The organism is Pseudomonas soli (genome assembly GCF_021283165.2).
GTDB lineage: Bacteria > Pseudomonadota > Gammaproteobacteria > Pseudomonadales > Pseudomonadaceae > Aquipseudomonas > Aquipseudomonas soli.
In genome coordinates, this window is the sequence record NZ_CP128543.1 from 4983904 (window position 1) to 5004194 (window position 20291).

The following is a 20291-nucleotide window of genomic DNA, read 5'->3' on the forward strand; positions in this document are numbered from 1 at the left end:
CGCATCACGCCTGGGCGATCGCGGTTTCCAGGTGCGCAGCAAGCGCATCCCAGGCAATGTTCTGTTGTTCGCCCTGGCCACGCAGGGGCTTCACGCCAATCTCTTGCTTGGCCAGCTCGTCGTCGCCGAGGATCAGGGCGAACAGCGCGCCGCTCTTGTCGGCCTTCTTGAACTGGTTCTTGAAGTTGCCGCCACCGGCGTTGACCGCCAGGCGCAGGTTCGGCAGACGATCACGCAGCTGCTCGCTGATCTTCAGCCCGGCAAGCTCGGCCTGCTCCCCAAAGGCGCACAGGTAGACGTCGATGGTACGGCTGATCGACTCAGGCACCTGGCCGAGGGTTTCGATCAGCAGCAGCAGGCGCTCGATACCCATGGCAAAGCCAACGCCAGCGGTCGGCTTGCCGCCCATCTGCTCGACCAAGCCGTCGTAACGCCCGCCGGCGCAGACCGTGCCTTGGGCACCGAGCTTGTCGGTAACCCACTCGAATACGGTCTTGCTGTAGTAGTCCAGGCCGCGTACCAGCTTGGTATTGATCACGAACGGGATGCCAGCAGCGTCAAGACGCGCCTTCACACCCTCGAAATGCACGCGGGACTCTTCGTCCAGGTACTCTTCGAGCTTCGGCGCGCCCACCAGGGCGGCCTGGGTGCCTGCGTTCTTGCTGTCGAGGATACGCAGCGGATTGCTCTTCAGGCGGCGCTGGCTGTCTTCGTCCAGCTGATCAATGCGCTGGGACAGGAACTCCACCAGTGCATCGCGATAACGCCCGCGGGCTTCGCTGGTGCCAAGGCTGTTGAGCTCCAGGGTCACTGCGTCCTGGATACCCAGCAACGCCCAGAGGCGCCAGGTGAGCATGATCAGTTCGGCGTCGATATCCGGGCCGGCCAGGTTGAACACCTCGACACCGATCTGGTGGAACTGCCGGTAGCGTCCCAGTTGCGGGCGCTCGTGGCGGAACATCGGGCCCACGTACCAGAGCTTCTGCACCTGGCCATTACCGATGATGCCGTGTTCGAGCACTGCGCGCACGCAAGCGGCGGTGCCTTCCGGGCGCAAGGTAAGCGAGTCCTTGTTATCCTGGAAGGTGTACATCTCCTTCTCGACGATATCGGTGACTTCACCGATCGAGCGCTTGAACAGCTCGGTGAACTCGACAATCGGCGTGCGGATCTGGCTGTAGCCGTAGCTGTCCAGCAAGCCAGCCACGGTGCCCTCGAAGTAGCGCCACAGCGGCGACTGGTCGGGCAGGATGTCGTTCATGCCACGGATGGCTTGCAGCGATTTGCTCACGAATAGTCCTTACGAATCTGTGTCTCAGCCGCGGGCGATCAGCGCCGCGTCGGCCTCGGCCTTCTCGGCCGCTTTCTGGCGAATGAGCTTTTCCAGCTCGTCGACCAGGTTGTCGTTGTTCAGCTTCTGCGATGGCTTGCCGTCGATGTACACCAGGTTCGGCGTGCCGCCGGTCAAGCCCACGTGCGATTCCTTGGCTTCGCCCGGGCCGTTGACCACGCAACCGATCACCGCCACGTCCAGCGGCACCAGCAGGTCCTCCAGGCGCCCTTCCAGTTCGTTCATGGTCTTGACCACATCGAAGTTCTGCCGCGAGCAGCTCGGGCAGGCGATGAAGTTGATGCCACGGGAACGCAGGTGCAGCGACTTGAGGATGTCGTAGCCGACCTTCACTTCCTCGACCGGATCGGCGGCCAGGGAAATGCGGATGGTGTCACCGATGCCTTCGGCCAGCAGCATACCTAGGCCGACGGCGGATTTCACCGTCCCCGAGCGCAGGCCACCGGCTTCGGTGATGCCCAGGTGCAGCGGCTGGATGATCTGCCTGGCCAACAGGCGATAGGCTTCGACGGCCATGAACACGTCGGAGGCCTTGACGCTGACCTTGAAGTCCTGGAAATCCAGGCGGTCGAGGTGCTCGACGTGACGCAGGGCCGATTCGACCAGCGCCGCCGGGGTCGGCTCGCCGTACTTCTTCTGCAGGTCCTTTTCCAGGGAGCCGGCGTTGACGCCGATGCGGATCGGGATACCACGGTCGCGGGCGGCATCGACCACGGCGCGCACACGGTCTTCACGGCCAATGTTGCCAGGGTTGATGCGCAGGCAGTCGACACCCAGCTCGGCCACGCGCAGAGCGATCTTGTAGTCGAAGTGAATGTCGGCGACCAGCGGCACGCTGACCAGTTTCTTGATTTTGCCGAAGGCTTCGGCTGCGTCCATGTCCGGCACCGAGACACGGACGATGTCCACGCCGGCATCGACCAGGCGCTGGATCTGCGCCACGGTGGCCGCGACATCGTTGGTGTCGGTGTTGGTCATGCTCTGCACCGCGATGGGCGCATCACCACCCACCGGCACATTGCCGACCCAGATCTTGCGGGATTCGCGACGTTTGATCGGAGATTCGCCGTGCATGAATTACTGTCCCAACTTCAGGCGAGCGGTTTCGCCACTGGTGAACGGGGCGACATCGACCGCCTGGCCGTTGTAGCTCACCTGGGCGCCGCGGGCGAAGCCCAGGCGCACCGCGAACGGTGGCTTGCCGGTCAGTTCCAGGCTGTCGCCCTTGCGCTTGATGGCGCTGAACAGCACCTTGCCGTTGCCGTCGGTGACCTGGGTCCAGCAATCGGCGGTGAATTGGATATGAACCTTGGCGCTGCCGGCCGGGGCCGGTGCGGCTTCAGCGGGTGCAGTCGGTGCGACCGCAGCGGCGGCGGCTGGCGCGGTGGCGGCAGGCACGGCGGGGGTGGCCACGGCAGGGGCGGCTGGCGCGACAACCGGTGCCACAGGCGCGGCGGCAGTCGGCGCGGCGCTGGTGGCTGGCGTGGCAGGCGCAACGGAGACGACTGGCGCCTGGGCCTCAGCGACCGGCGCCTGCTCGGCACTGCTCGGTTCCAGCGGCAGGGCCTGGCCTTCGGCCTGCTGGCCCTCGCTCACGGCCTGGTCTTCCGGTTCGTCCAGCGGGTGAATCTGCGTGGTGCCGTCGGCGCTCTCGACCTCGACGTGCTCCAGGGCGATCTTGGCCAGGTCCTTGCCGCGCAGGCTGCTCTGGTCCTGCCACCAGAAGAAACCACCGCCGACCACGGCGACCAGCAGCAACAGGCTGACCACGCGCAGGATGTTGTGCGACAGGCGCACCGGCTCTTCGATGCGGCCGAGAGCATGCACCTCACTGCCTTTGGCGTGGGTCCCGGTGATCTGGTCGAAGGCCTCGACCAGGGGCGCCTGGTCCATGTCCATCAGCTTGGCATAGGCGCGGATGTAGCCACGGGCGAAGGTATGCCCGGGCAGCTTGTCGAAGGCGCCGTTTTCCAGGTTGTTCAGCGAAGATACCGTGAGGTTGAGCTTGCGAGCGACCTCAGCCTGGCTCCAATCGCGGTTTTCGCGGGCCTGGCGCAAGACGTCACCGGGGTTCTGGCGAGTCGCTGCTGCTACTTCAGTGTGCGCGGCTTTCATCGTTGCTCCGACAGGTATTGCTGATATTCCGGCGTACCGGGATAAAGTCGTTGTAATTGCTGGCCCAAGCGGGCTGCGGTGCCCTGCTCGTCAAGGGCAAGTGCCAGGCGATGGCCCAGCAGCAGGCTGCGGGCATTCTGGTCGCTCAGCTGGCTGAATCGATCGTAGTAATTCCGGGCCGGCACATAATGCCTGTTTTCGTAGGACAACTCAGCCATTTCGAGCAAAGCCTTCGGTTGCCGCTGATTGAGCCGAAGGGCCTTTTCCAGATATTCGCGGGCCTGAGCGCCCTGCCCGCGCTTCAAGGCGGTGAGCCCGAGGTTCTCGTAGACGCGCGAACGCTCAGGATACAGGGTATCGGCGGCAGCCTGGAGGAACATCGCGTGGGCTTCGTCGAAATGGCCCTGAGCATATAGGAAACCGCCGTAGTTGTTGCGGATTCGCGTGTCATCCGGGCGGATGGCCAGGGCTTTTTCGAAATGCTCGCCGGCCAGGGCGGGCTCATCCTCGGCCTGGAATACCAGGGCGAGCGCGGCATGGGCGTCGGCGTCACGGGCATCGAGGGCCAGGGCCTTGGCCAAGGGAACCTTGGCGCGTTCGGTCAAACCTTGTTGCAAATACCCTAGGCCCAACTGCACATAGGCCTGCCGGGCCGCTTCGCGCCCCTGGCGGTTGCCCAGGGGATCACCCGCGCCGCCGGACACGCAGCCGGCCAGCAGCGAAAGCGTCAGGATCGACAGCGCGGTGCGCAGGCTCATGGGGCAGTGGCTCGTCAGGGGCGCACGGCGCTGTCTTGCGGCTCGTCGGCAGCCAGCTGACGTACGGCGATGTAGCGCTCGCTACGCCGGGTCCGGTCGTTGACCTGGCCCACCAGCTGACCGCACGCGGCGTCGATGTCATCACCGCGGGTGGTGCGCGTGGTCACGTTGAAGCCGCCGTGATGCAGCAGGTCCTGGAAGCGGCGGATGGCATTGTTGCTCGGCCGCTCGTAGCCGGAGTGCGGGAACGGGTTGAACGGGATCAGGTTGATCTTGCACGGCACATCACGCAGCAGCTCGATCATCTGCGCGGCGTGCTCGGGCTGGTCGTTGACGTCCTTGAGCAGGGTGTACTCGATGGTCAGCACGCGCTTGCCGCCGAGGGTGGACATGTAGCCCATGCACGAATCCAGCAGCATCTTCAGCGGGTACTTCTTGTTGATCGGCACCAGCTTGTTACGCAGCTCGTCGTTCGGCGCGTGCAGCGACAGGGCCAGGGACACGTCGATGTGCTTGGCCAGCTCGTCGATCATCGGTACCACGCCCGAGGTGGACAGGGTCACGCGACGCTTGGAAATGCCATAGCCCAGATCTTCCATCATGATCTTCATGGCGGCGATGACATTGTCGAAATTCAGCAGGGGTTCGCCCATGCCCATCATGACCACGTTGGTAATCGCGCGGTCGATCTTGGCCGGGACGGTCCCGAAGGATTTGTTGGCAAGCCACACCTGGCCTATCACTTCGGCGGCGGTGAGGTTGCTGTTGAAGCCTTGCTTGCCGGTGGAGCAGAAACTGCAGTCCAGGGCGCAGCCGGCTTGCGACGACACGCAGAGGGTGCCGCGATCGTCGGTGGGGATGTAGACGGTCTCGACGCAGCTGCCAGAGGCAACGCGGACCACCCACTTGCGGGTACCGTCGGCGGAAATATCTTCGCTGACCACTTCCGGGCCCCGAATCTCGGCAACGGCCTCGAGCTTTTCGCGCAAGACCTTGCCGACGTTCGTCATGGCGGCGAAATCATCGACACCATAATGGTGAATCCATTTCATCACCTGACCGGCACGGAAGCGCTTCTCCCCGATTGAGTCGAAGAACTGTTCCATTTCCGCCAGGGTCAGCCCCAGCAGGTTGATCTTGTCAGTCGATGTCGTCATGGATTCACCCTCACTCGTAAGCCTTCGCTTAGCGAGTGGTTACCTCGGTAGCAGCGAAGAAGTAAGCGATTTCGCGAGCAGCGGCAGCTTCGGAGTCCGAACCGTGAACGGCGTTGGCGTCGATCGACTCGGCGAAGTCAGCACGGATGGTGCCGGCAGCAGCTTCTTTAGGGTTGGTGGCGCCCATCAGCTCACGGTTGGCCAGAATGGCGTTTTCGCCTTCCAGAACCTGCACAACAACAGGGCCCGAAGTCATGAAGGCAACCAGGTCACCGAAGAAGCCGCGCTCTTTGTGCTCAGCGTAGAAGCCTTCGGCTTCGGCTTTGGACAGCTGCTTCATTTTCGAAGCGACGACGCGCAGGCCGGCTTTCTCGAAGCGAGTGGTGATCTCGCCAATGACGTTCTTGGCAACTGCGTCAGGCTTGATGATGGAGAAAGTACGTTGAACAGCCATGGAAAACTCCAGAATATTGAGTGTTGCGAAAAATTAAACCCGCGAATTATACGCGGGTTCCAGGGGATTGCCTAACCTGCAGCGTGCGTTCAGTCGGCTTCGTCGATCCAGGCCGCCTGGATGGCCTCGAGAACCTTCTCACCGCAACGCGACGGATCGTCATCGAATTCAGGCAGCGCCATCACCCAGGCGCGCAGATCGACGAAATTCACGTAATGAGGATCGACCTCAGGCTTGCTTTCCGCAAGCTGGATGGCGATCTCAAGTACATCAACCCATTTCAGACTCATGTACAAAACCTCAGTGCGGCGCTTCTGCGGCGTGGTTGAGCGAGTATTTGGGGATCTCGATGGTGAGGTCCTCTTCGCCGACGACCACCTGGCAACCCAGGCGCGACTGCGCCTCCAGGCCCCAGGCCTTGTCCAGCATGTCTTCCTCCAGCTCATCGGCCTCCTCAAGGGAGTCGAAGCCCTTGCGGATGATGCAATGGCAGGTGGTGCAGGCCTTGACGCCACCGCAGGCGCTTTCCATCTCGATGTGATGGTCGTGGGCCAGCTCCAGGATATTGGTCCCGGACGGCACTTCCACGGTCAGCCCTTCGGGGCAGAACTTCTCATGCGGCAGGAATGTCACCAGCGGCATCGATTACTCCTCGATCTCATTCAGGTTGCGCCCGGCCAGTGCGGCTTTGACCGTCGAATCAAGGCGACGGGCGGCAAATGCATCGGTCACCTGCGACAGACGCTTGGTCTGTTGCTCGATGGCGGCGCCATCGGTGCCGCTCAGCAAATCACGTAGTTCCTGCATCTGGAATTCGATCGCTTCGCGCTCGTCACTGCTGAGCAGGCGTTCGCCATCGGCGTCCAGGGCGCCCTGCACCGCTTCGAGCAGGCGCTCGGCGTCGACCTGGTGCTCGCGCAACTGGCGCGCGTGCTTGTCGGAGCCGGCATGCTCGAACGAATCCTTGAGCATGCGGGCGATCTCGCCGTCGGTCAGGCCATAGGATGGCTTGACCTGGATGCTCGATTCCACGCCCGAGCCCAGCTCGCGGGCCGCGACGCTGAGCAGGCCGTCGGCGTCGACCTGGAAGGTCACGCGGATCTTCGCCGCACCGGCCACCATCGCCGGGATGCCGCGCAGCTCGAAGCGTGCCAGCGAGCGGCAATCGCTGATCAGCTCGCGCTCACCCTGCAGGACGTGGATCATCATGGCCGACTGGCCATCCTTGTAAGTGGTGAACTCCTGGGCGCGGGCCACCGGGATGGTGGTGTTGCGCGGGATCACCTTCTCCATCAGCCCGCCCATGGTCTCGAGGCCGAGCGACAGCGGAATGACGTCCAGCAGCAACAGCTCGCCACCTTCGCGACGATTGCCGGCCAGGGTGTCGGCCTGGATCGCGGCTCCGATGGCCACCACCTGGTCGGGGTCGATCGAGGTCAGCGGGGTACGGCCAAACAGTGCGCCGACCGCCTCGCGCACGCGTGGCACTCGGGTCGAACCGCCGACCATGACCACCGCGCCGACTTCTTCGAGCTCGACGCCGCTGTCACGCACGGCACGACGGCAGGCCTTGAGGCTGCGGGCGACCAATGGCTCGATCATGGCGTCGAAAGCCGCCCGGCTCAGCTCGCCCTGCCAGGCGCCGTGGCTGACACCGACCACGTCGGCGTCGGTCAGGGCTTCCTTGGCTGCGCAGGCAGCCTGCAGCAGCTGGCGCTGAGTGGCTGGGTCGAGGTCGGAGGACAGCCCCGCCTGCTCGATGATCCAGCCAGCGATGGCGTGGTCGAAGTCATCGCCGCCCAGGGCGGTATCGCCACCGGTGGCCAGCACCTCGAAGACACCGCCGGTCAGGCGCAGGATGGAAATATCGAAGGTACCGCCGCCCAGGTCGTAGATCGCCACCAGGCCTTCGGCATTCTGGTCCAGGCCATAGGCCACGGCCGCCGCGGTAGGCTCGTTGAGCAGGCGCAGGACGTTGAGGCCGGCCAGTTTGGCGGCATCCTTGGTTGCCTGGCGCTGGGCATCGTCGAAGTATGCCGGCACGGTGATCACCGCACCCACCAGTTCGCCGCCGAGGGTTTGCTCGGCGCGATGGCGCAGTACCTTGAGAATATCGGCCGACACTTCCACCGGGCTCTTCGGGCCCTGGACGGTGTCGATGAACGGCATGTGCGACTCGCCACCGACGAAGCGGTACGGCAGTTGCTCGCCCAATTGTTTGACGTCGGCCAGGCCGCGCCCCATCAGGCGCTTGACCGACAGGATGGTGTTCAGCGGGTCGCTGGAGGCGGCATCACGGGCAGCCTGGCCTACTTCGCTGCGGCCTTCGAGATAACGCACGGCCGAGGGCAGGATCACCTGGCCCTGGTCATCGGGCAGCGGCTCGCTGCGCCCGCTGCGCACGGCGGCGACGAGAGAGTTGGTGGTGCCCAGGTCGATGCCCACCGCCAGGCGGCGCTGGTGCGGTTGAGGGCTCTGACCGGGTTCGGCGATCTGCAGTAGGGCCATGCTTATCTGAGTACCTTAGGCGTCATCACGGGTGACGCCGGGGTTAATCGTCGAGGCGCTCTTCGAGTTGGCGCACTTCTTGGGCGAGCTTGTCGAGGAACTGCATGCGGCGCATCAGGCGCTCGGCCTTGTCGCGCTGGGCTGCATCGTCCCAACAGTCGGCGAAGTCATTGTTCAGTGCGTCCTGGGCACCCTTGAGGCGCTTCTTGAACACACCGACACCGTCAAGGTCGGCTTCGTCCCGCAACTCTTCGAGCTCTTCGCGCCACTGCATCTGCTGCAGCAGGAAGTCCGGGTCATGCACCGTGACTTCCTGGGGCACTTCGTGGCCACCGATGGCCAGCAGGTAACGGGCGCGACGCGGCGCGCTGCGCAAGGTCTGGTAGGCGTCGTTCAGCGCCGCGGACTTTTCCAGGGCGACACGCTGCTCACGCTCGGAAGCGTCGGCGAAGCGGTCGGGGTGGACCTCACGGGCCAACTCGCGATAGCGAACGGCCAGTTTGTCGAGGTCCAGGCGGAAAGCCGGTTGCAGGTCGAACAGGGCGAAATGGCAAAGAGTACCCACGGCCAGCCTCAAACGTTGAAGCTTTCGCCGCAGCCACACTCACCGCGCACGTTGGGGTTGTTGAACTTGAAACCTTCGTTCAACCCTTCCTTGACGAAGTCCAGCTCGGTGCCGTCGAGGTACACCAGGCTTTTCGGGTCGATGATGACCTTCACGCCGTGGTTCTCGAACACCTGGTCTTCGGCGGCGAGCTCGTCGACGAACTCCAGCACGTAGGCCAGGCCCGAGCAGCCGGTGGTGCGCACGCCCAGGCGAATGCCCTCACCCTTGCCGCGCCCGTCGAGGGAGCGGCGAATGTGGTTGGCGGCGGCTTCTGTCATGCTGATAGCCATCGGAACTCCTTACCTCGCAGTCGACTCAGACCAAGCCTTTCTTCTGCTTGTAGTCGCGAACAGCGGCCTTGATGGCATCTTCGGCGAGCACGGAGCAGTGGATCTTGACCGGCGGCAATGCCAGCTCTTCAGCCAGCTGGGTGTTCTTGATGGTCTCGGCCTCGTCCAGGGTCTTGCCCTTCATCCACTCGGTGGCGAGGGAGCTGGAGGCGATGGCCGAACCGCAACCGTAGGTCTTGAACTTGGCGTCTTCGATGACGCCCTGCTCGTTGACCTTGATCTGCAGGCGCATCACGTCACCGCAGGCCGGGGCGCCGACCATGCCGGTACCGACATCCGGATCGTCGGCGTTCATCTTGCCGACGTTGCGCGGGTTTTCGTAGTGGTCGATGACCTTTTCACTGTATGCCATGGTGCAATTCCTTCCTCATCAGGGAGCCGCTCTTGCCGGCGACTGCTTAGTGGGCGGCCCACTCGATCTTGGAGATGTCGACGCCGTCTTTGTACATATCCCAAAGGGGCGACAGCTCACGCAGTTTGTTGACGGCTTCGCAGACTTTCTGCGCGGCGTAGTCGACTTCTTCCTCGGTGGTGAAGCGACCGAAGGAGAAGCGGATCGAGCTGTGCGCCAGCTCGTCGTTGCGGCCCAGGGCGCGCAGGACGTAGGACGGCTCGAGCGAAGCGGAGGTGCAGGCCGAACCGGACGAAACAGCGATGTCCTTGAGCGACATCAGCAGCGACTCGCCTTCGACGTAGTTGAAGCTCAGGTTCAGGTTGTGCGGCACGCGCTGGGTCTGGCTGCCGTTCACGTACAGCTCTTCGAGGTCCGAGACCTGCTTGAAGAAGCGGTCGCTCAGGGCCTTGATGCGCACGTTTTCAGCGGCCATTTCCTGCTTGGCGATGGCGAAGGCTTCGCCCATGCCGACGATCTGGTGGGTCGGCAGGGTGCCCGAACGCATGCCGCGCTCATGCCCACCACCGTGGATGATGGCTTCCAGGCGCACACGCGGCTTGCGGCTGACGTACAGCGCGCCGATGCCTTTCGGGCCGTAGACCTTGTGCGCCGAGAACGACATCAGGTCGACTTTCAGCTTTTGCACGTCGATCTCGACCTTGCCGGCCGACTGTGCAGCGTCGACGTGGAACAGCACGCCGCGCGAACGGGTCAGTTCACCGATGGCGGCGATGTCGTTGATCGAGCCGACTTCGTTGTTCACGTGCATCAGCGAGACCAAGATGGTGTCGTCGCGCAGGACAGCTTCGACCATCGCCGGGGTGACGATGCCGTCTTCACCTGGCTCGAGGTAGGTAACCTCGAAACCTTCGCGCTCGAGCTGGCGAGCGGTATCCAGGACCGCCTTGTGCTCGATCTTGGAGGTGATGATGTGCTTGCCCTTGGTCTGATAGAAGTGCGCCACGCCTTTGAGAGCGAGGTTGTCGGACTCGGTGGCACCGCTGGTCCAGACGATCTCGCGCGGGTCGGCGTTGATCAGCTCGGCGACCTGGCGGCGGCCGTTCTCGACTGCTTCCTCAGCCTTCCAGCCGAACACGTGGGAGCGCGAGGCCGGGTTACCGAAGTTCCCGTCAACCAGCAGGCACTCGGCCATCTTCTGGGCGACACGGGGATCGACCGGCGTGGTCGCGGAGTAATCGAGGTAGATCGGCAACTTCATTGAGTATCTCCTATCAGGCGGTGGCGTCGCTCGTCGCTGAATTTTCAGTCGACGGCGGACGTCTCAATCTTGTCCAGCTGGGCGGTTCGGCCCGCGACGCGGCGCAGGTCCTGGCGCTGGGCGACTTCCTGCACCTCACGGCGCATGACGAGGTCGGCCAGGCTGATGCCACTGAGGAATTCATGGATCTGCTGGCTCAGGTCACACCACAGGTGGTGAGTCAGGCAGGTATCACCGGCGTGGCAATCCCCCAGGCCCTGGCAACGGGTGGCATCGACCGATTCGTTGACCGCGTCGATGACCTGGGCCACCTGGATGGTTTCCATGCCTCGCGACAGCTGGTAGCCGCCGCCTGGGCCGCGAACGCTGGATACCAGGCTGCTGCGGCGCAGCTTGGCGAACAGCTGTTCCAGATAAGAGAGGGAAATGCCCTGGCGCTCGGAAATATCGGCCAAAGACACCGGCCCCTGCTGCGCGTGCAACGCCAGGTCAAGCATGGCGGTCACGGCGTATCGGCCTTTGGTAGTCAGTCGCATGGCGTATGGGTACCACGGGAGTTACAGGATGTGTGCGAGTATGCGATTCCCGAGCATTTAAGTCAACTATAAGACCTAGTGCTTTAGTCGGGTATGCATGCGGGAGGCGGCCGCGAGTGTAGCAGACAAGGGGCGCAAGCACACGCCCCTTGTATCGGGCCGGCGCAATCAATGCGACCGAGTGTCGCCCTGCTTCAGCTCGACGCAGGCTTCGGCGAAGTCGTCGTCGGGCAGCGCCGGCAGCTCCTTGGCGCAGTAGTCACTGCCCATCCGGGTCAACGCGCCACACATGCCCTCCAGGCGCTCGTCGACGGCCTGCAGATGGTCGAGCATCTGGCCGATGGCGCGCGCCACCGGGTCCGGCATGTCGCCACTGACGCCATAGGCGTCGAAGCCGATCTTCTCGGCCATGGCCTTGCGCTTGGCCTCGACGGCGTCATCCTCGGTCTTGACAATGATCCGTCCCGGGATGCCCACCGCCGTGGCGCCGGCGGGCACCGCCTTGGTGACCACGGCGTTGGAGCCGATCTTGGCCCCGGCACCAACGGTGAACGGGCCCAGGACCTTGGCCCCGGCACCGACCACGACGCCGTTTTCCAGGGTCGGGTGGCGCTTGCCCTTGTTCCAGCTGGTGCCGCCAAGGGTGACACCCTGGTAGAGGGTCACGTCGTCGCCGATCTCGGCGGTTTCGCCAATGACGATGCCCATGCCGTGGTCGATGAAGAAGCGCCGGCCGATGGTCGCACCCGGGTGGATCTCGATGCCGGTCAGCCAGCGGCCGAAGTTCGACACCAGGCGCGCCAGCCATTTGAAATCGCGCTTCCACAGGGCATTGCCCAGGCGGTGCAGCCAGATGGCGTGCATGCCCGGGTAGCAGGTCAGCACCTCGAAGGCATTGCGCGCCGCCGGGTCACGATGGAAAACACTTTGAATATCTTCACGCAGACGCTCGAACATCGTTCAGTCCTTCCGTTTATGCGGCTCGCCCCGGACGACTTTCTGGGTCTCGGTGAGGATGCCGCGCAAAATGCTCATTTCCGTACGCTCGACCGAGCTGCGCCCATACAGCCGGCGCATGCGCGGCATCAGGTGCTTGGGCTTGGCAGGGTCGAGGAAGCCGATGTCCACCAGGGTCTTTTCCAGGTGGTCATAGAACAGCTCCATTTCGTCCATGGTCGCCAACTCATTGGCGTCCGCCTTCTCGACCTTTGGCGCCGTGTCCTGCACCGCCAACGAGGCCATGCGCACCTCGTAGGCGAGCACCTGGACTGCGGCGGCCAGATTCAGCGAGCTGAAGTCGGGATTGGAGGGAATGTGCACGTGGAAGTGACATCGCTGCAGTTCTTCGTTGGTCAGGCCGGCGTGCTCGCGACCGAACACCAGGGCGATTTCCTCACCGCCCAGGGCGTGCTCCACCGCCTTGGTGCCGCACTCACGGGGGCCGATCAGCGGCCAGGGGATGCTGCGCTCGCGGGCGCTGGTGCCCATGACCAGGCTGCAGCCGACCAGTGCCTGCTCGAGGCTGTCGACCACCTGGGCGCCGGCCAGCACATCGTCGGCACCCGAGGCGCGCGCCGAGGCATCGGCGGCCGGGAATTCTTTCGGTTGCACCAGCACCAGGCGCGACAAGCCCATGTTCTTCATGGCACGCGCAGCGCCGCCGATGTTGCCGGGGTGGCTGGTATTGACCAGGACAACACGAATATTTTGCAGCAAGGTGTCGTGCTCTCGGATGCAGAAAAAGGAGCGTTCGATCTTACAGAACCGACCAGCGTAACGCCATGAAAGCAAATGTGACACTTCTGTCGTCAAAGATTTCTGCTAGAATGGCCGGCTTTCCTCTTTAACATCTCCAGGTGACCTTCCCATGCAGCCTATGCTGAATATCGCCCTGCGCGCCGCTCGCAGCGCCAGTGAACTGATTTTCCGCTCCATCGAACGCCTGGACAGCATCAAAGTCGACGAAAAGCAGGCCAAGGACTACGTGTCCGAGGTTGATCGCGCCGCCGAGAAGGTCATCGTCGAGGCCCTGCGCAAGGCCTACCCGAACCACTCCATCCAGGGCGAAGAAACTGGCCTGCACGCCGGCACCGGCGAAGAAGGCAAGGACTACCTGTGGATCATCGATCCGCTGGACGGCACCACCAACTTCCTGCGTGGCGTGCCGCACTTCGCTGTCAGCATCGCCTGCAAATACCGTGGCCGCCTCGAGCACGCCGTGATCGTCGACCCGGTTCGCCAGGAAGAATTCACCGCCAGCCGCGGCCGTGGCGCCCAGATCAATGGCCGTCGACTGCGCGTCAGCTCGCGCACCAGCCTGGAAGGCGCCCTGCTGGGTACCGGCTTCCCGTTCCGTGACAACCAGATGGCCGACCTGGACAACTACCTGGGCATGTTCCGCGCCCTGACCGGCCAGACCGCCGGCATCCGCCGCGCCGGCTCCGCCAGCCTGGACCTGGCCTACGTGGCTGCCGGCCGCTTCGACGCCTTCTGGGAGTCGGGCCTGTCCGAGTGGGACATGGCCGCAGGCGTGCTGCTGATCCAGGAAGCGGGCGGCCTGGTCAGCGACTTCAACGGTGGCCACGAATTCCTCGAAAAAGGCCACATCGTCGCGGGCAACATCAAGTGCTTCAAGGCCGTGCTGACTGCCATCCAGCCGCACCTGCCGGAACACATGAAGCGCTAAGCGCCGACAGCGAGCACAAAAAAAGCACCTCTCGAGGTGCTTTTTTCGTTTTGGCACTGACGCAGCTTCACTGCCCCGGCTGATTCTGACTCAGGATCAGCTTGCCGTTCTTGTCCAGCGGGATGGTCGAGCCCGGCTCGTGATCCATCTTCACCTTGCCGACCTGATCACCAATGGAATAGGTCACGTTGTAGCCCACGACCTTGTCACTGATGTCATTGACCGTGTTGCACCGGGTTTGCGTGGTGGTGTAGGTGTCACGCTCCTGCATGCCCTCCTGCACCTTGTTGCCGGCATAGCCACCACCAACCGCGCCGGCCACGGTGGCAATCTTCTTGCCGGTACCGCCGCCGATCTGGTTACCCAGCAGGCCACCGGCGAGCGCACCGACCACCGTGCCGGCGATCTGGTGCTGATCCTTGACCGGCGCCTGACGCGTCACGGTAACATCCTTGCAGACTTCACGCGGCGTCTTCACCTGCTGCTTGATCGGCTGCACGTCGGTGACCTGGGCGTACTCAGGCCCCTTGTTCACCAAGCTGTAGGTCGCCACAGCACCTCCGGCAGTCACACCGACAGCACCCAGAACCGCACCCACCAGCATTGATTTGTTCACGTGAACCTCCTGATCGTACCTGCGGGGATATGGCCCGCCTTCTCCTTGCCTTGGAGCAAAAAAAAAGGCGCGAGTTCAACACTCGCGCCTTTCTTTACGCCAGGCGGCGCAGGGCCAAGCCTTACGGGCGTTCGTCCACACCCTCGTTCTTGACTGGCGGAATCAGGTCTTCACTGCTCAGGTTCAGCCAGATCAGCACCACGTTGGCGATGTAGATCGACGAGTAGGTACCCGCCATGACGCCGATGAACAGCGCCAGGGAGAAGCCGAACAGGTTGTCGCCGCCGAAGAACAGCAGCGCGGCGATGGCCAGCAAGGTCGACACCGAGGTGGCGACGGTCCGCAGCAGGGTCTGGGTGGTCGAGATGTTGATGTTCTCGATCAGCGAGGCCTTGCGCAGCACACGGAAGTTCTCGCGCACCCGGTCGAACACGACGATGGTGTCGTTGAGCGAGTAGCCGATGATCGCCAGCACCGCCGCCAGCACCGTCAGGTCAAAGGTGATCTGGAAGAACGACAGGATACCCAGGGTTACCACCACGTCGTGGATCAGCGAAATGATCGCGCCCACAGCGAACTTCCACTGGAAGCGGAACGCCAGGTAGATGAGGATGCCGCCCAGGGCCAGAAGCATGCCGAGGCCGCCCTGGTCACGCAGCTCTTCACCCACCTGCGGGCCGACGAACTCGACGCGCTTGACCGTGGCCGGGTTGTCGCCGCCGATCTTCTGCAGCGCCTCGGCCACGCGGTTGCCCAGTTGCGGGTCATCGCCCGGCATGCGCACCAGCAGGTCGGTGGTGGCGCCGAAGCTCTGCACCACGGCATCGTGGAAGCCAGAGCCGACCAGTTCGGTACGCACCTTCTCCAGGTCCGCCGGGCGCTCATAGGTGAGCTCGATCAGCGTGCCGCCAGTGAAGTCCAGGCCGAAGTTCAGGCCCTTGTGCCACCAGCTGAACAGCGCCAGCACGGTAAGGAGCACGGTAATGGCGAACGCGACATTGCGCACGCCCATGAAGTTGATGGTTTTCATCGCAGCTCCCTCAAACCCACAGCTTCTTGATGTCACGCCCGCCGCAGGTCAGGTTGACCAGTGCGCGGGTCACCATGACGGCGGTGAACATCGAGGTGAAAATCCCGAGGGACATGGTGACCGCGAAGCCCTTGACCGGGCCGGTACCCATGGCGAACAGGATGCCGCCGACCAGCAAGGTGGTCAGGTTGGCGTCGACGATCGCCGAGTAGGCCCGGTTGAAGCCTTCGTGGATGGCGCGCTGCACCGACATGCCGGCGGCGATCTCTTCACGGATACGCGAGAAGATCAGCACGTTGGCGTCCACCGCCATACCCATGGTCAGCACGATACCCGCGATGCCCGGCAGGGTCAGGGTGGCGCCCAGCAGCGACATCAACGCCAGCAGCAGGACCATGTTGCCCGCGAGGGCAATGGTCGCCAGCACGCCGAAGGCACGATAGATGGCGATGATGAACAGCGACACGAAGAGCATGCCCCACAGCGAGGCGTCGATACCCTTGGTGATGTTGTCGGCGCCCAGGCTCGGGCCAATGGTACGTTCTTCGGCGAAGTACATCGGCGCGGCCAGACCACCGGCACGCAGCAGCAGGGCCAGTTCGGACGACTCGCCCTGGCCGTTCAGGCCGGTGATGCGGAACTGGCTGCCCAGCGGCGACTGGATGGTCGCCAGGCTGATGATTTTCTTCTCTTCCTGGAAGGTCTGCACCGCGACTTCTTTCTCGACGCCGTCGACCACCTGCTTCTGGTAGCGGGTGACCGGCTTCTGCTCGATGAAGATCACCGCCATGCTGCGACCGACGTTGCTGCGCGTGGCGCGGCTCATCAGCTCGCCGCCATGGCCGTCGAGGCGAATGTTCACCTGCGGGCGACCGTGCTCGTCGAAGCTGGCCTGGGCGTCGGTGACCTGGTCACCGGTGATGATCAGGCCGCGCTCGACCGGAGCGGAGCGGCCGCCTTCGCGGAACTCGAACACCTCGGTGGTGGCCTTGGACGCGCCTGGCTCGGCACCGAAGCGGAACTCCAGGTTGGCGGTCTTGCCGAGGATACGCTTGGCTTCGGCAGTGTCCTGCACGCCCGGCAGCTCGACCACGATGCGGTTGGCGCCCTGGCGCTGCACCAGCGGCTCGGCCACGCCCAGCTCGTTCACACGGTTGCGAACGGTGGTCAGGTTCTGCTTGATGGAGTATTCGCGGATCTCGGCGATCTTGGCCTGGGTCAGTGCCAGGCGGAGCACGGCGAGCTCGTTGCGCTCGGTGGTGGTCAGGTCGAAATCACTGAAATTCTTGCGGATCAGGCTGCGCGCCTGTTCGCGGGTGGCATCGTCGGCGAAGCCCAGCATGATCCCGCCGTCCTGCTGCGGCAGGCTGCGGTAGCGGACGCGCTCTTTGCGCAGCAAGGTCTTGACCTCGCCTTCGTAGACTTTCATGCGCGCGGTCATGGCCTTGTCCATGTCCACTTCCAGCAGGAAGTGCACACCACCGGACAGGTCCAGGCCGAGCTTCATCGGGCTGGCACCCAGGTTGCGCAGCCACTGCGGAGTGGTCTGGGCCAGGTTCAGGGCCACGACATAGTCGTCACCGAGGGCCTTGCGCGCCACATCCTTGGCCGGCAGCTGGTCTTCCTGGTTGGTCAGGCGCACCAGCGCACTGCCCTTCTCGCCCAGGTTGCCGCCTTTGACGGTGATGCCGGCATCGGTCAGCGCCTTGGTGACGCGATCGAGATCGGCCTGGCTGACATGCAGGGCGGAACTGGCGCCGCTGATCTGCACCGCCGGATCATCCGGATAGAGGTTGGGTGCGGAATAAATGAAGCCGACCGCCAGTACAGCCACGATCAGCAGGTATTTCCACAGAGGGTATTTGTTCAGCATCACGCCGCCCGTTCAAGACGCGGGGCGCTTTGCGCGCCCCGACTGGAAAAATGAAACCGGTAACTCAGATAGCCTTGAGCGTACCTTTTGGCAGGGTCGCGGCAATGGCGCCCTTCTGGAACTTCAGCTCGACATTGTCGGACACTTCCAAGACCACGAAGTCATCGGCAACCTTGACGATCTTGCCGGCGATGCCGCCGTTGGTGACAACTTCGTCACCTTTTTGCAAGTTGCTCAGCAGGTTCTTCTGCTCTTTGGCACGCTTGGCCTGCGGGCGCCAGATCATCAGGTAGAAGATGACCAGGAAGCCGACCAGGAAGATCCACTCGAAGCCGGTACCGGCTGGGCCGGCGGCGGGTGCTGCTGCGTCCGCGTAGGCGGCGGGGATAAAGAAGCTCATTGGGCTCTCCTAATGGAATTTTCTAATAATGATTGCGAACAGTCAGTCCAAAGGCGGAACGGGAAGCCCGCGCTTGGCGTAGAAGGCGTCGACAAAGGCGGCCAATTTACCCTGTTGAATAGCCTCGCGTAAACCGGCCATCAAGCGCTGGTAATGGCGCAAGTTGTGGATGGTATTCAGCATGCTGCTCAACATTTCGCCGCACTTGTCCAGGTGGTGCAGGTAGGCGCGGGAGAAGTTGGTGCAGGTGTAGCAATCGCAGGTCGGATCCAGCGGCGATTCATCGTGGCGATGGAACGCGTTGCGGATCTTGATCACCCCGGTATCGACGAACAGATGGCCGTTGCGCGCGTTGCGCGTGGGCATCACGCAGTCGAACATGTCGACGCCGCGGCGCACACCCTCTACAAGATCTTCCGGCTTGCCTACCCCCATAAGGTAACGAGGTTTGTCAGCCGGCATCTGCGCGGGCAGGTAGTCCAGCACCTTGATCATCTCGTGCTTGGGTTCGCCCACCGACAGGCCACCGATGGCCAGGCCATCGAAGTCGATGTTGACCAGCGCTTCCAGCGAGCGCATGCGCAGGTCCTGGTACATGCCGCCCTGGACGATGCCGAACAGCGCCGCGGTGTTGTCGCCATGGGCGTTCTTCGAGCGCTGGGCCCAGCGCAGCGACAGCTCCATCGAGGTGCGCGCCACGTCGTGCTCGGCCGGGTACGGGGTGCACTCGTCAAAGATCATCACGATGTCCGAGCCCAGGTCGCGCTGGACCTGCATGGACTCTTCCGGCCCCATGAACACCTTGGAGCCGTCCACTGGCGATGCGAAGGTCACGCCTTCCTCCTTGATCTTGCGCATGGCGCCCAGGCTGAACACCTGGAAGCCACCGGAATCAGTGAGGATAGGGCCCTTCCATTGCATGAAATCGTGCAGGCCGTTGTGTTTCTTGATGACTTCGGTACCCGGGCGCAGCCACAGGTGGAAGGTGTTGCCAAGGATGATCTCGGCGCCGATGGCCTCGATATCACGCGGCAGCATGCCCTTGACCGTGCCATAGGTGCCCACCGGCATGAAGGCCGGGGTCTCGACCGTGCCACGGGGGAAGGTCAGCCGGCCGCGACGGGCCTTGCCGTCGGTGGCCAGCAGTTCGAACGACATTCGACAGGTGCGACTCATGCTTGATCCTCTGGGCCGCGTGGCGCCGGATTGCGGGTGATGAACATGGCATCACCGTAACTGAAGAAGCGGTAACCGTTCGCGACCGCCGCCGCATAGGCGGCCATGGTCTCGGGGTAACCGGCGAAGGCCGAGACCAGCATCAGCAGCGTGGACTCCGGCAGGTGGAAGTTGGTGACCAGGCAATCGACCACATGGAACGGCCGGCCCGGGAAAATGAAGATGTCGGTGTCGCCACTGAACGCCTTGAGCTCGCCATCGCGCGCCGCGCTTTCCAGCGAACGCACGCTGGTGGTGCCCACGGCGACCACCCGCCCGCCACGGGCGCGGCAGGCCTGCACGGCATCGACCACATCCTGGCTCACTTCGAGCCACTCTTTATGCATGGTGTGGTCTTCGATCTTGTCGACCCGCACCGGCTGGAAGGTACCCGCCCCTACGTGCAGGGTGACGAAGGCGCGCTCGACGCCCTTGGCGGCGATCTTTTCCAGCAGCGCCTCGTCGAAGTGCAGGCCGGCGGTGGGTGCGGCCACGGCGCCGGCGCGCTGAGCGTAGACGGTCTGGTAGCGCTCGCGGTCGGCGCCCTCGTCGGGGCGGTCGATATACGGCGGCAGCGGCATATGGCCGACGCGCTCGAGCAGTGGCAGCACCTCTTCGCTGAAACGCAGCTCGAACAAGGTATCGTGGCGGGCGACCATCTCGGCCTCGCCGCCACCGTCGATGAGGATCTGCGCGCCTTCCTTAGGCGCCTTGCTGGCACGCACATGGGCCAGCACGCGGTGGCTGTCGAGCACGCGCTCGACCAGCACTTCCAGCTTGCCGCCGGAGGCTTTCTGGCCGAACAGCCGCGCCGGGATCACCCGGGTGTTGTTGAACACCATCAGGTCGCCGGGGCGCAGGTAGTCGAGCAGGTCGGTGAACTGCTTGTGGGCCAGCTCGCCGCTGGGGCCATCGAGCACCAGCAGGCGGCTGCCATGACGCTCGGCCAGTGGATGGCGGGCGATCAGGGAATCGGGGAGTTCGAAGGAAAAATCGGCGACGCGCATGATGATGTTCGGGTT

At 63.6% G+C, this 20291-nt stretch carries 23 protein-coding genes; 1 reads left to right on the forward strand and 22 read right to left on the reverse strand.

The annotated features are described in order from the left end of the window. Positions 1-4: 4 nt before the first annotated feature. From hisS to trmJ, 16 genes are all read right to left on the reverse strand, one after another. Entirely contained in the window at positions 5-1291 is a 1287-nt protein-coding gene (gene hisS / locus LU688_RS22945) for a histidine--tRNA ligase (RefSeq protein ID WP_038706768.1), read from the reverse strand. 24 nt (positions 1292-1315) lie between these two features. Then, positions 1316-2425, reverse strand: coding sequence for a flavodoxin-dependent (E)-4-hydroxy-3-methylbut-2-enyl-diphosphate synthase (gene ispG, locus LU688_RS22950; RefSeq protein WP_023630055.1), 1110 nt, complete (start codon positions 2423-2425; stop codon positions 1316-1318). A 3-nt stretch (positions 2426-2428) separates the two neighbouring features. Next, positions 2429-3466, reverse strand: a complete 1038-nt coding sequence (locus LU688_RS22955; protein ID WP_110604811.1) for a RodZ domain-containing protein — start codon at positions 3464-3466, stop codon at positions 2429-2431. Continuing rightward, positions 3463-4224, reverse strand: a complete 762-nt coding sequence (gene pilW, locus LU688_RS22960) for a type IV pilus biogenesis/stability protein PilW (RefSeq protein ID WP_104444934.1) — start codon at positions 4222-4224, stop codon at positions 3463-3465. The genes LU688_RS22955 and pilW overlap by 4 nt, the downstream gene beginning before the upstream one ends. A gap of 14 nt (positions 4225-4238) precedes the next feature. Further along, entirely contained in the window at positions 4239-5381 is a 1143-nt protein-coding gene (gene rlmN / locus LU688_RS22965) for a dual-specificity RNA methyltransferase RlmN (RefSeq protein ID WP_023630073.1), read from the reverse strand. Between the two features lie 28 nt (positions 5382-5409). Further along, the gene (gene ndk, locus LU688_RS22970; protein ID WP_023630072.1) at positions 5410-5835 is read right to left on the reverse strand and encodes a nucleoside-diphosphate kinase; all 426 of its coding nucleotides are present in this window, start codon (positions 5833-5835) and stop codon (positions 5410-5412) included. A gap of 89 nt (positions 5836-5924) precedes the next feature. Next, a complete protein-coding gene (gene iscX, locus LU688_RS22975; RefSeq protein ID WP_023630071.1) occupies positions 5925-6125 on the reverse strand; it encodes a Fe-S cluster assembly protein IscX in 201 nt (66 codons plus the stop codon). 10 nt (positions 6126-6135) lie between these two features. Next, positions 6136-6477 (reverse strand): ISC system 2Fe-2S type ferredoxin, encoded by a 342-nt coding sequence (fdx, locus tag LU688_RS22980; protein WP_094011725.1) that lies wholly within the window; start codon positions 6475-6477, stop codon positions 6136-6138. Positions 6478-6480: 3 nt separating this feature from the next. Continuing rightward, on the reverse strand, positions 6481-8343 hold the full coding sequence (gene hscA / locus LU688_RS22985; protein WP_038706771.1) for a Fe-S protein assembly chaperone HscA: 1863 nt from the start codon (positions 8341-8343) through the stop codon (positions 6481-6483). A 43-nt stretch (positions 8344-8386) separates the two neighbouring features. Continuing rightward, a complete protein-coding gene (gene hscB / locus LU688_RS22990) occupies positions 8387-8908 on the reverse strand; it encodes a co-chaperone HscB (RefSeq protein WP_104444933.1) in 522 nt (173 codons plus the stop codon). Between the two features lie 8 nt (positions 8909-8916). Further along, positions 8917-9240 (reverse strand): iron-sulfur cluster assembly protein IscA, encoded by a 324-nt coding sequence (gene iscA / locus LU688_RS22995; protein ID WP_023630636.1) that lies wholly within the window; start codon positions 9238-9240, stop codon positions 8917-8919. A gap of 25 nt (positions 9241-9265) precedes the next feature. After that, positions 9266-9652 (reverse strand): Fe-S cluster assembly scaffold IscU, encoded by a 387-nt coding sequence (gene iscU / locus LU688_RS23000; protein WP_023630637.1) that lies wholly within the window; start codon positions 9650-9652, stop codon positions 9266-9268. 46 nt (positions 9653-9698) lie between these two features. Next, entirely contained in the window at positions 9699-10913 is a 1215-nt protein-coding gene (locus LU688_RS23005) for an IscS subfamily cysteine desulfurase (protein ID WP_023630638.1), read from the reverse strand. A 44-nt stretch (positions 10914-10957) separates the two neighbouring features. Further along, positions 10958-11449, reverse strand: a complete 492-nt coding sequence (gene iscR, locus LU688_RS23010) for a Fe-S cluster assembly transcriptional regulator IscR (protein WP_023630639.1) — start codon at positions 11447-11449, stop codon at positions 10958-10960. A 168-nt stretch (positions 11450-11617) separates the two neighbouring features. Continuing rightward, positions 11618-12406 carry a serine O-acetyltransferase gene (gene cysE / locus LU688_RS23015; RefSeq protein ID WP_023630640.1) on the reverse strand — a complete coding sequence of 263 codons (789 nt, stop codon included), beginning with the start codon at positions 12404-12406 and terminating at the stop codon, positions 11618-11620. Between the two features lie 3 nt (positions 12407-12409). Next, the gene (trmJ, locus tag LU688_RS23020) at positions 12410-13165 is read right to left on the reverse strand and encodes a tRNA (cytosine(32)/uridine(32)-2'-O)-methyltransferase TrmJ (RefSeq protein ID WP_038706772.1); all 756 of its coding nucleotides are present in this window, start codon (positions 13163-13165) and stop codon (positions 12410-12412) included. A gap of 151 nt (positions 13166-13316) precedes the next feature. Here trmJ and suhB point away from each other — a divergent pair, with 151 nt between their 5' ends. Beyond that, complete coding sequence (gene suhB, locus LU688_RS23025) at positions 13317-14135, forward strand: type III secretion system regulator SuhB (RefSeq protein WP_038706773.1); 819 nt, start codon at positions 13317-13319, stop codon at positions 14133-14135. A gap of 67 nt (positions 14136-14202) precedes the next feature. Here suhB and LU688_RS23030 read toward each other — a convergent pair whose 3' ends face one another. The 6 genes from LU688_RS23030 to queA all read right to left on the reverse strand — a co-directional run bounded on the left by LU688_RS23030 (position 14203) and on the right by queA (position 20276). Continuing rightward, positions 14203-14751, reverse strand: coding sequence for a glycine zipper 2TM domain-containing protein (locus LU688_RS23030; RefSeq protein ID WP_023629277.1), 549 nt, complete (start codon positions 14749-14751; stop codon positions 14203-14205). Between the two features lie 121 nt (positions 14752-14872). Continuing rightward, on the reverse strand, positions 14873-15781 hold the full coding sequence (secF, locus tag LU688_RS23035) for a protein translocase subunit SecF (RefSeq protein ID WP_023629278.1): 909 nt from the start codon (positions 15779-15781) through the stop codon (positions 14873-14875). A gap of 10 nt (positions 15782-15791) precedes the next feature. Continuing rightward, a complete protein-coding gene (gene secD / locus LU688_RS23040) occupies positions 15792-17654 on the reverse strand; it encodes a protein translocase subunit SecD (protein ID WP_038706774.1) in 1863 nt (620 codons plus the stop codon). Between the two features lie 64 nt (positions 17655-17718). Next, positions 17719-18054 carry a preprotein translocase subunit YajC gene (gene yajC, locus LU688_RS23045; RefSeq protein ID WP_023629280.1) on the reverse strand — a complete coding sequence of 112 codons (336 nt, stop codon included), beginning with the start codon at positions 18052-18054 and terminating at the stop codon, positions 17719-17721. 42 nt (positions 18055-18096) lie between these two features. After that, the gene (gene tgt, locus LU688_RS23050; RefSeq protein WP_023629281.1) at positions 18097-19212 is read right to left on the reverse strand and encodes a tRNA guanosine(34) transglycosylase Tgt; all 1116 of its coding nucleotides are present in this window, start codon (positions 19210-19212) and stop codon (positions 18097-18099) included. Positions 19213-19226: 14 nt separating this feature from the next. Then, a complete protein-coding gene (gene queA / locus LU688_RS23055) occupies positions 19227-20276 on the reverse strand; it encodes a tRNA preQ1(34) S-adenosylmethionine ribosyltransferase-isomerase QueA (protein ID WP_046854244.1) in 1050 nt (349 codons plus the stop codon). Positions 20277-20291: the final 15 nt, after the last annotated feature.

Coding starts and splice junctions, on each gene's coding strand:
- ispG (WP_023630055.1), bottom strand. CDS start 2,425: ATGCACGGCGAATCTCCGATCAAACGTCGCGAATCCCGCAAGATCTGG.
- LU688_RS22955 (WP_110604811.1), bottom strand. CDS start 3,466: ATGAAAGCCGCGCACACTGAAGTAGCAGCAGCGACTCGCCAGAACCCC.
- pilW (WP_104444934.1), bottom strand. CDS start 4,224: ATGAGCCTGCGCACCGCGCTGTCGATCCTGACGCTTTCGCTGCTGGCC.
- rlmN (WP_023630073.1), bottom strand. CDS start 5,381: ATGACGACATCGACTGACAAGATCAACCTGCTGGGGCTGACCCTGGCG.
- ndk (WP_023630072.1), bottom strand. CDS start 5,835: ATGGCTGTTCAACGTACTTTCTCCATCATCAAGCCTGACGCAGTTGCC.
- iscX (WP_023630071.1), bottom strand. CDS start 6,125: ATGAGTCTGAAATGGGTTGATGTACTTGAGATCGCCATCCAGCTTGCG.
- fdx (WP_094011725.1), bottom strand. CDS start 6,477: ATGCCGCTGGTGACATTCCTGCCGCATGAGAAGTTCTGCCCCGAAGGG.
- hscA (WP_038706771.1), bottom strand. CDS start 8,343: ATGGCCCTACTGCAGATCGCCGAACCCGGTCAGAGCCCTCAACCGCAC.
- iscA (WP_023630636.1), bottom strand. CDS start 9,240: ATGGCTATCAGCATGACAGAAGCCGCCGCCAACCACATTCGCCGCTCC.
- iscU (WP_023630637.1), bottom strand. CDS start 9,652: ATGGCATACAGTGAAAAGGTCATCGACCACTACGAAAACCCGCGCAAC.
- LU688_RS23005 (WP_023630638.1), bottom strand. CDS start 10,913: ATGAAGTTGCCGATCTACCTCGATTACTCCGCGACCACGCCGGTCGAT.
- iscR (WP_023630639.1), bottom strand. CDS start 11,449: ATGCGACTGACTACCAAAGGCCGATACGCCGTGACCGCCATGCTTGAC.
- cysE (WP_023630640.1), bottom strand. CDS start 12,406: ATGTTCGAGCGTCTGCGTGAAGATATTCAAAGTGTTTTCCATCGTGAC.
- suhB (WP_038706773.1), top strand. CDS start 13,317: ATGCAGCCTATGCTGAATATCGCCCTGCGCGCCGCTCGCAGCGCCAGT.
- secF (WP_023629278.1), bottom strand. CDS start 15,781: ATGAAAACCATCAACTTCATGGGCGTGCGCAATGTCGCGTTCGCCATT.
- secD (WP_038706774.1), bottom strand. CDS start 17,654: ATGCTGAACAAATACCCTCTGTGGAAATACCTGCTGATCGTGGCTGTA.
- yajC (WP_023629280.1), bottom strand. CDS start 18,054: ATGAGCTTCTTTATCCCCGCCGCCTACGCGGACGCAGCAGCACCCGCC.
- tgt (WP_023629281.1), bottom strand. CDS start 19,212: ATGTCGTTCGAACTGCTGGCCACCGACGGCAAGGCCCGTCGCGGCCGG.
- queA (WP_046854244.1), bottom strand. CDS start 20,276: ATGCGCGTCGCCGATTTTTCCTTCGAACTCCCCGATTCCCTGATCGCC.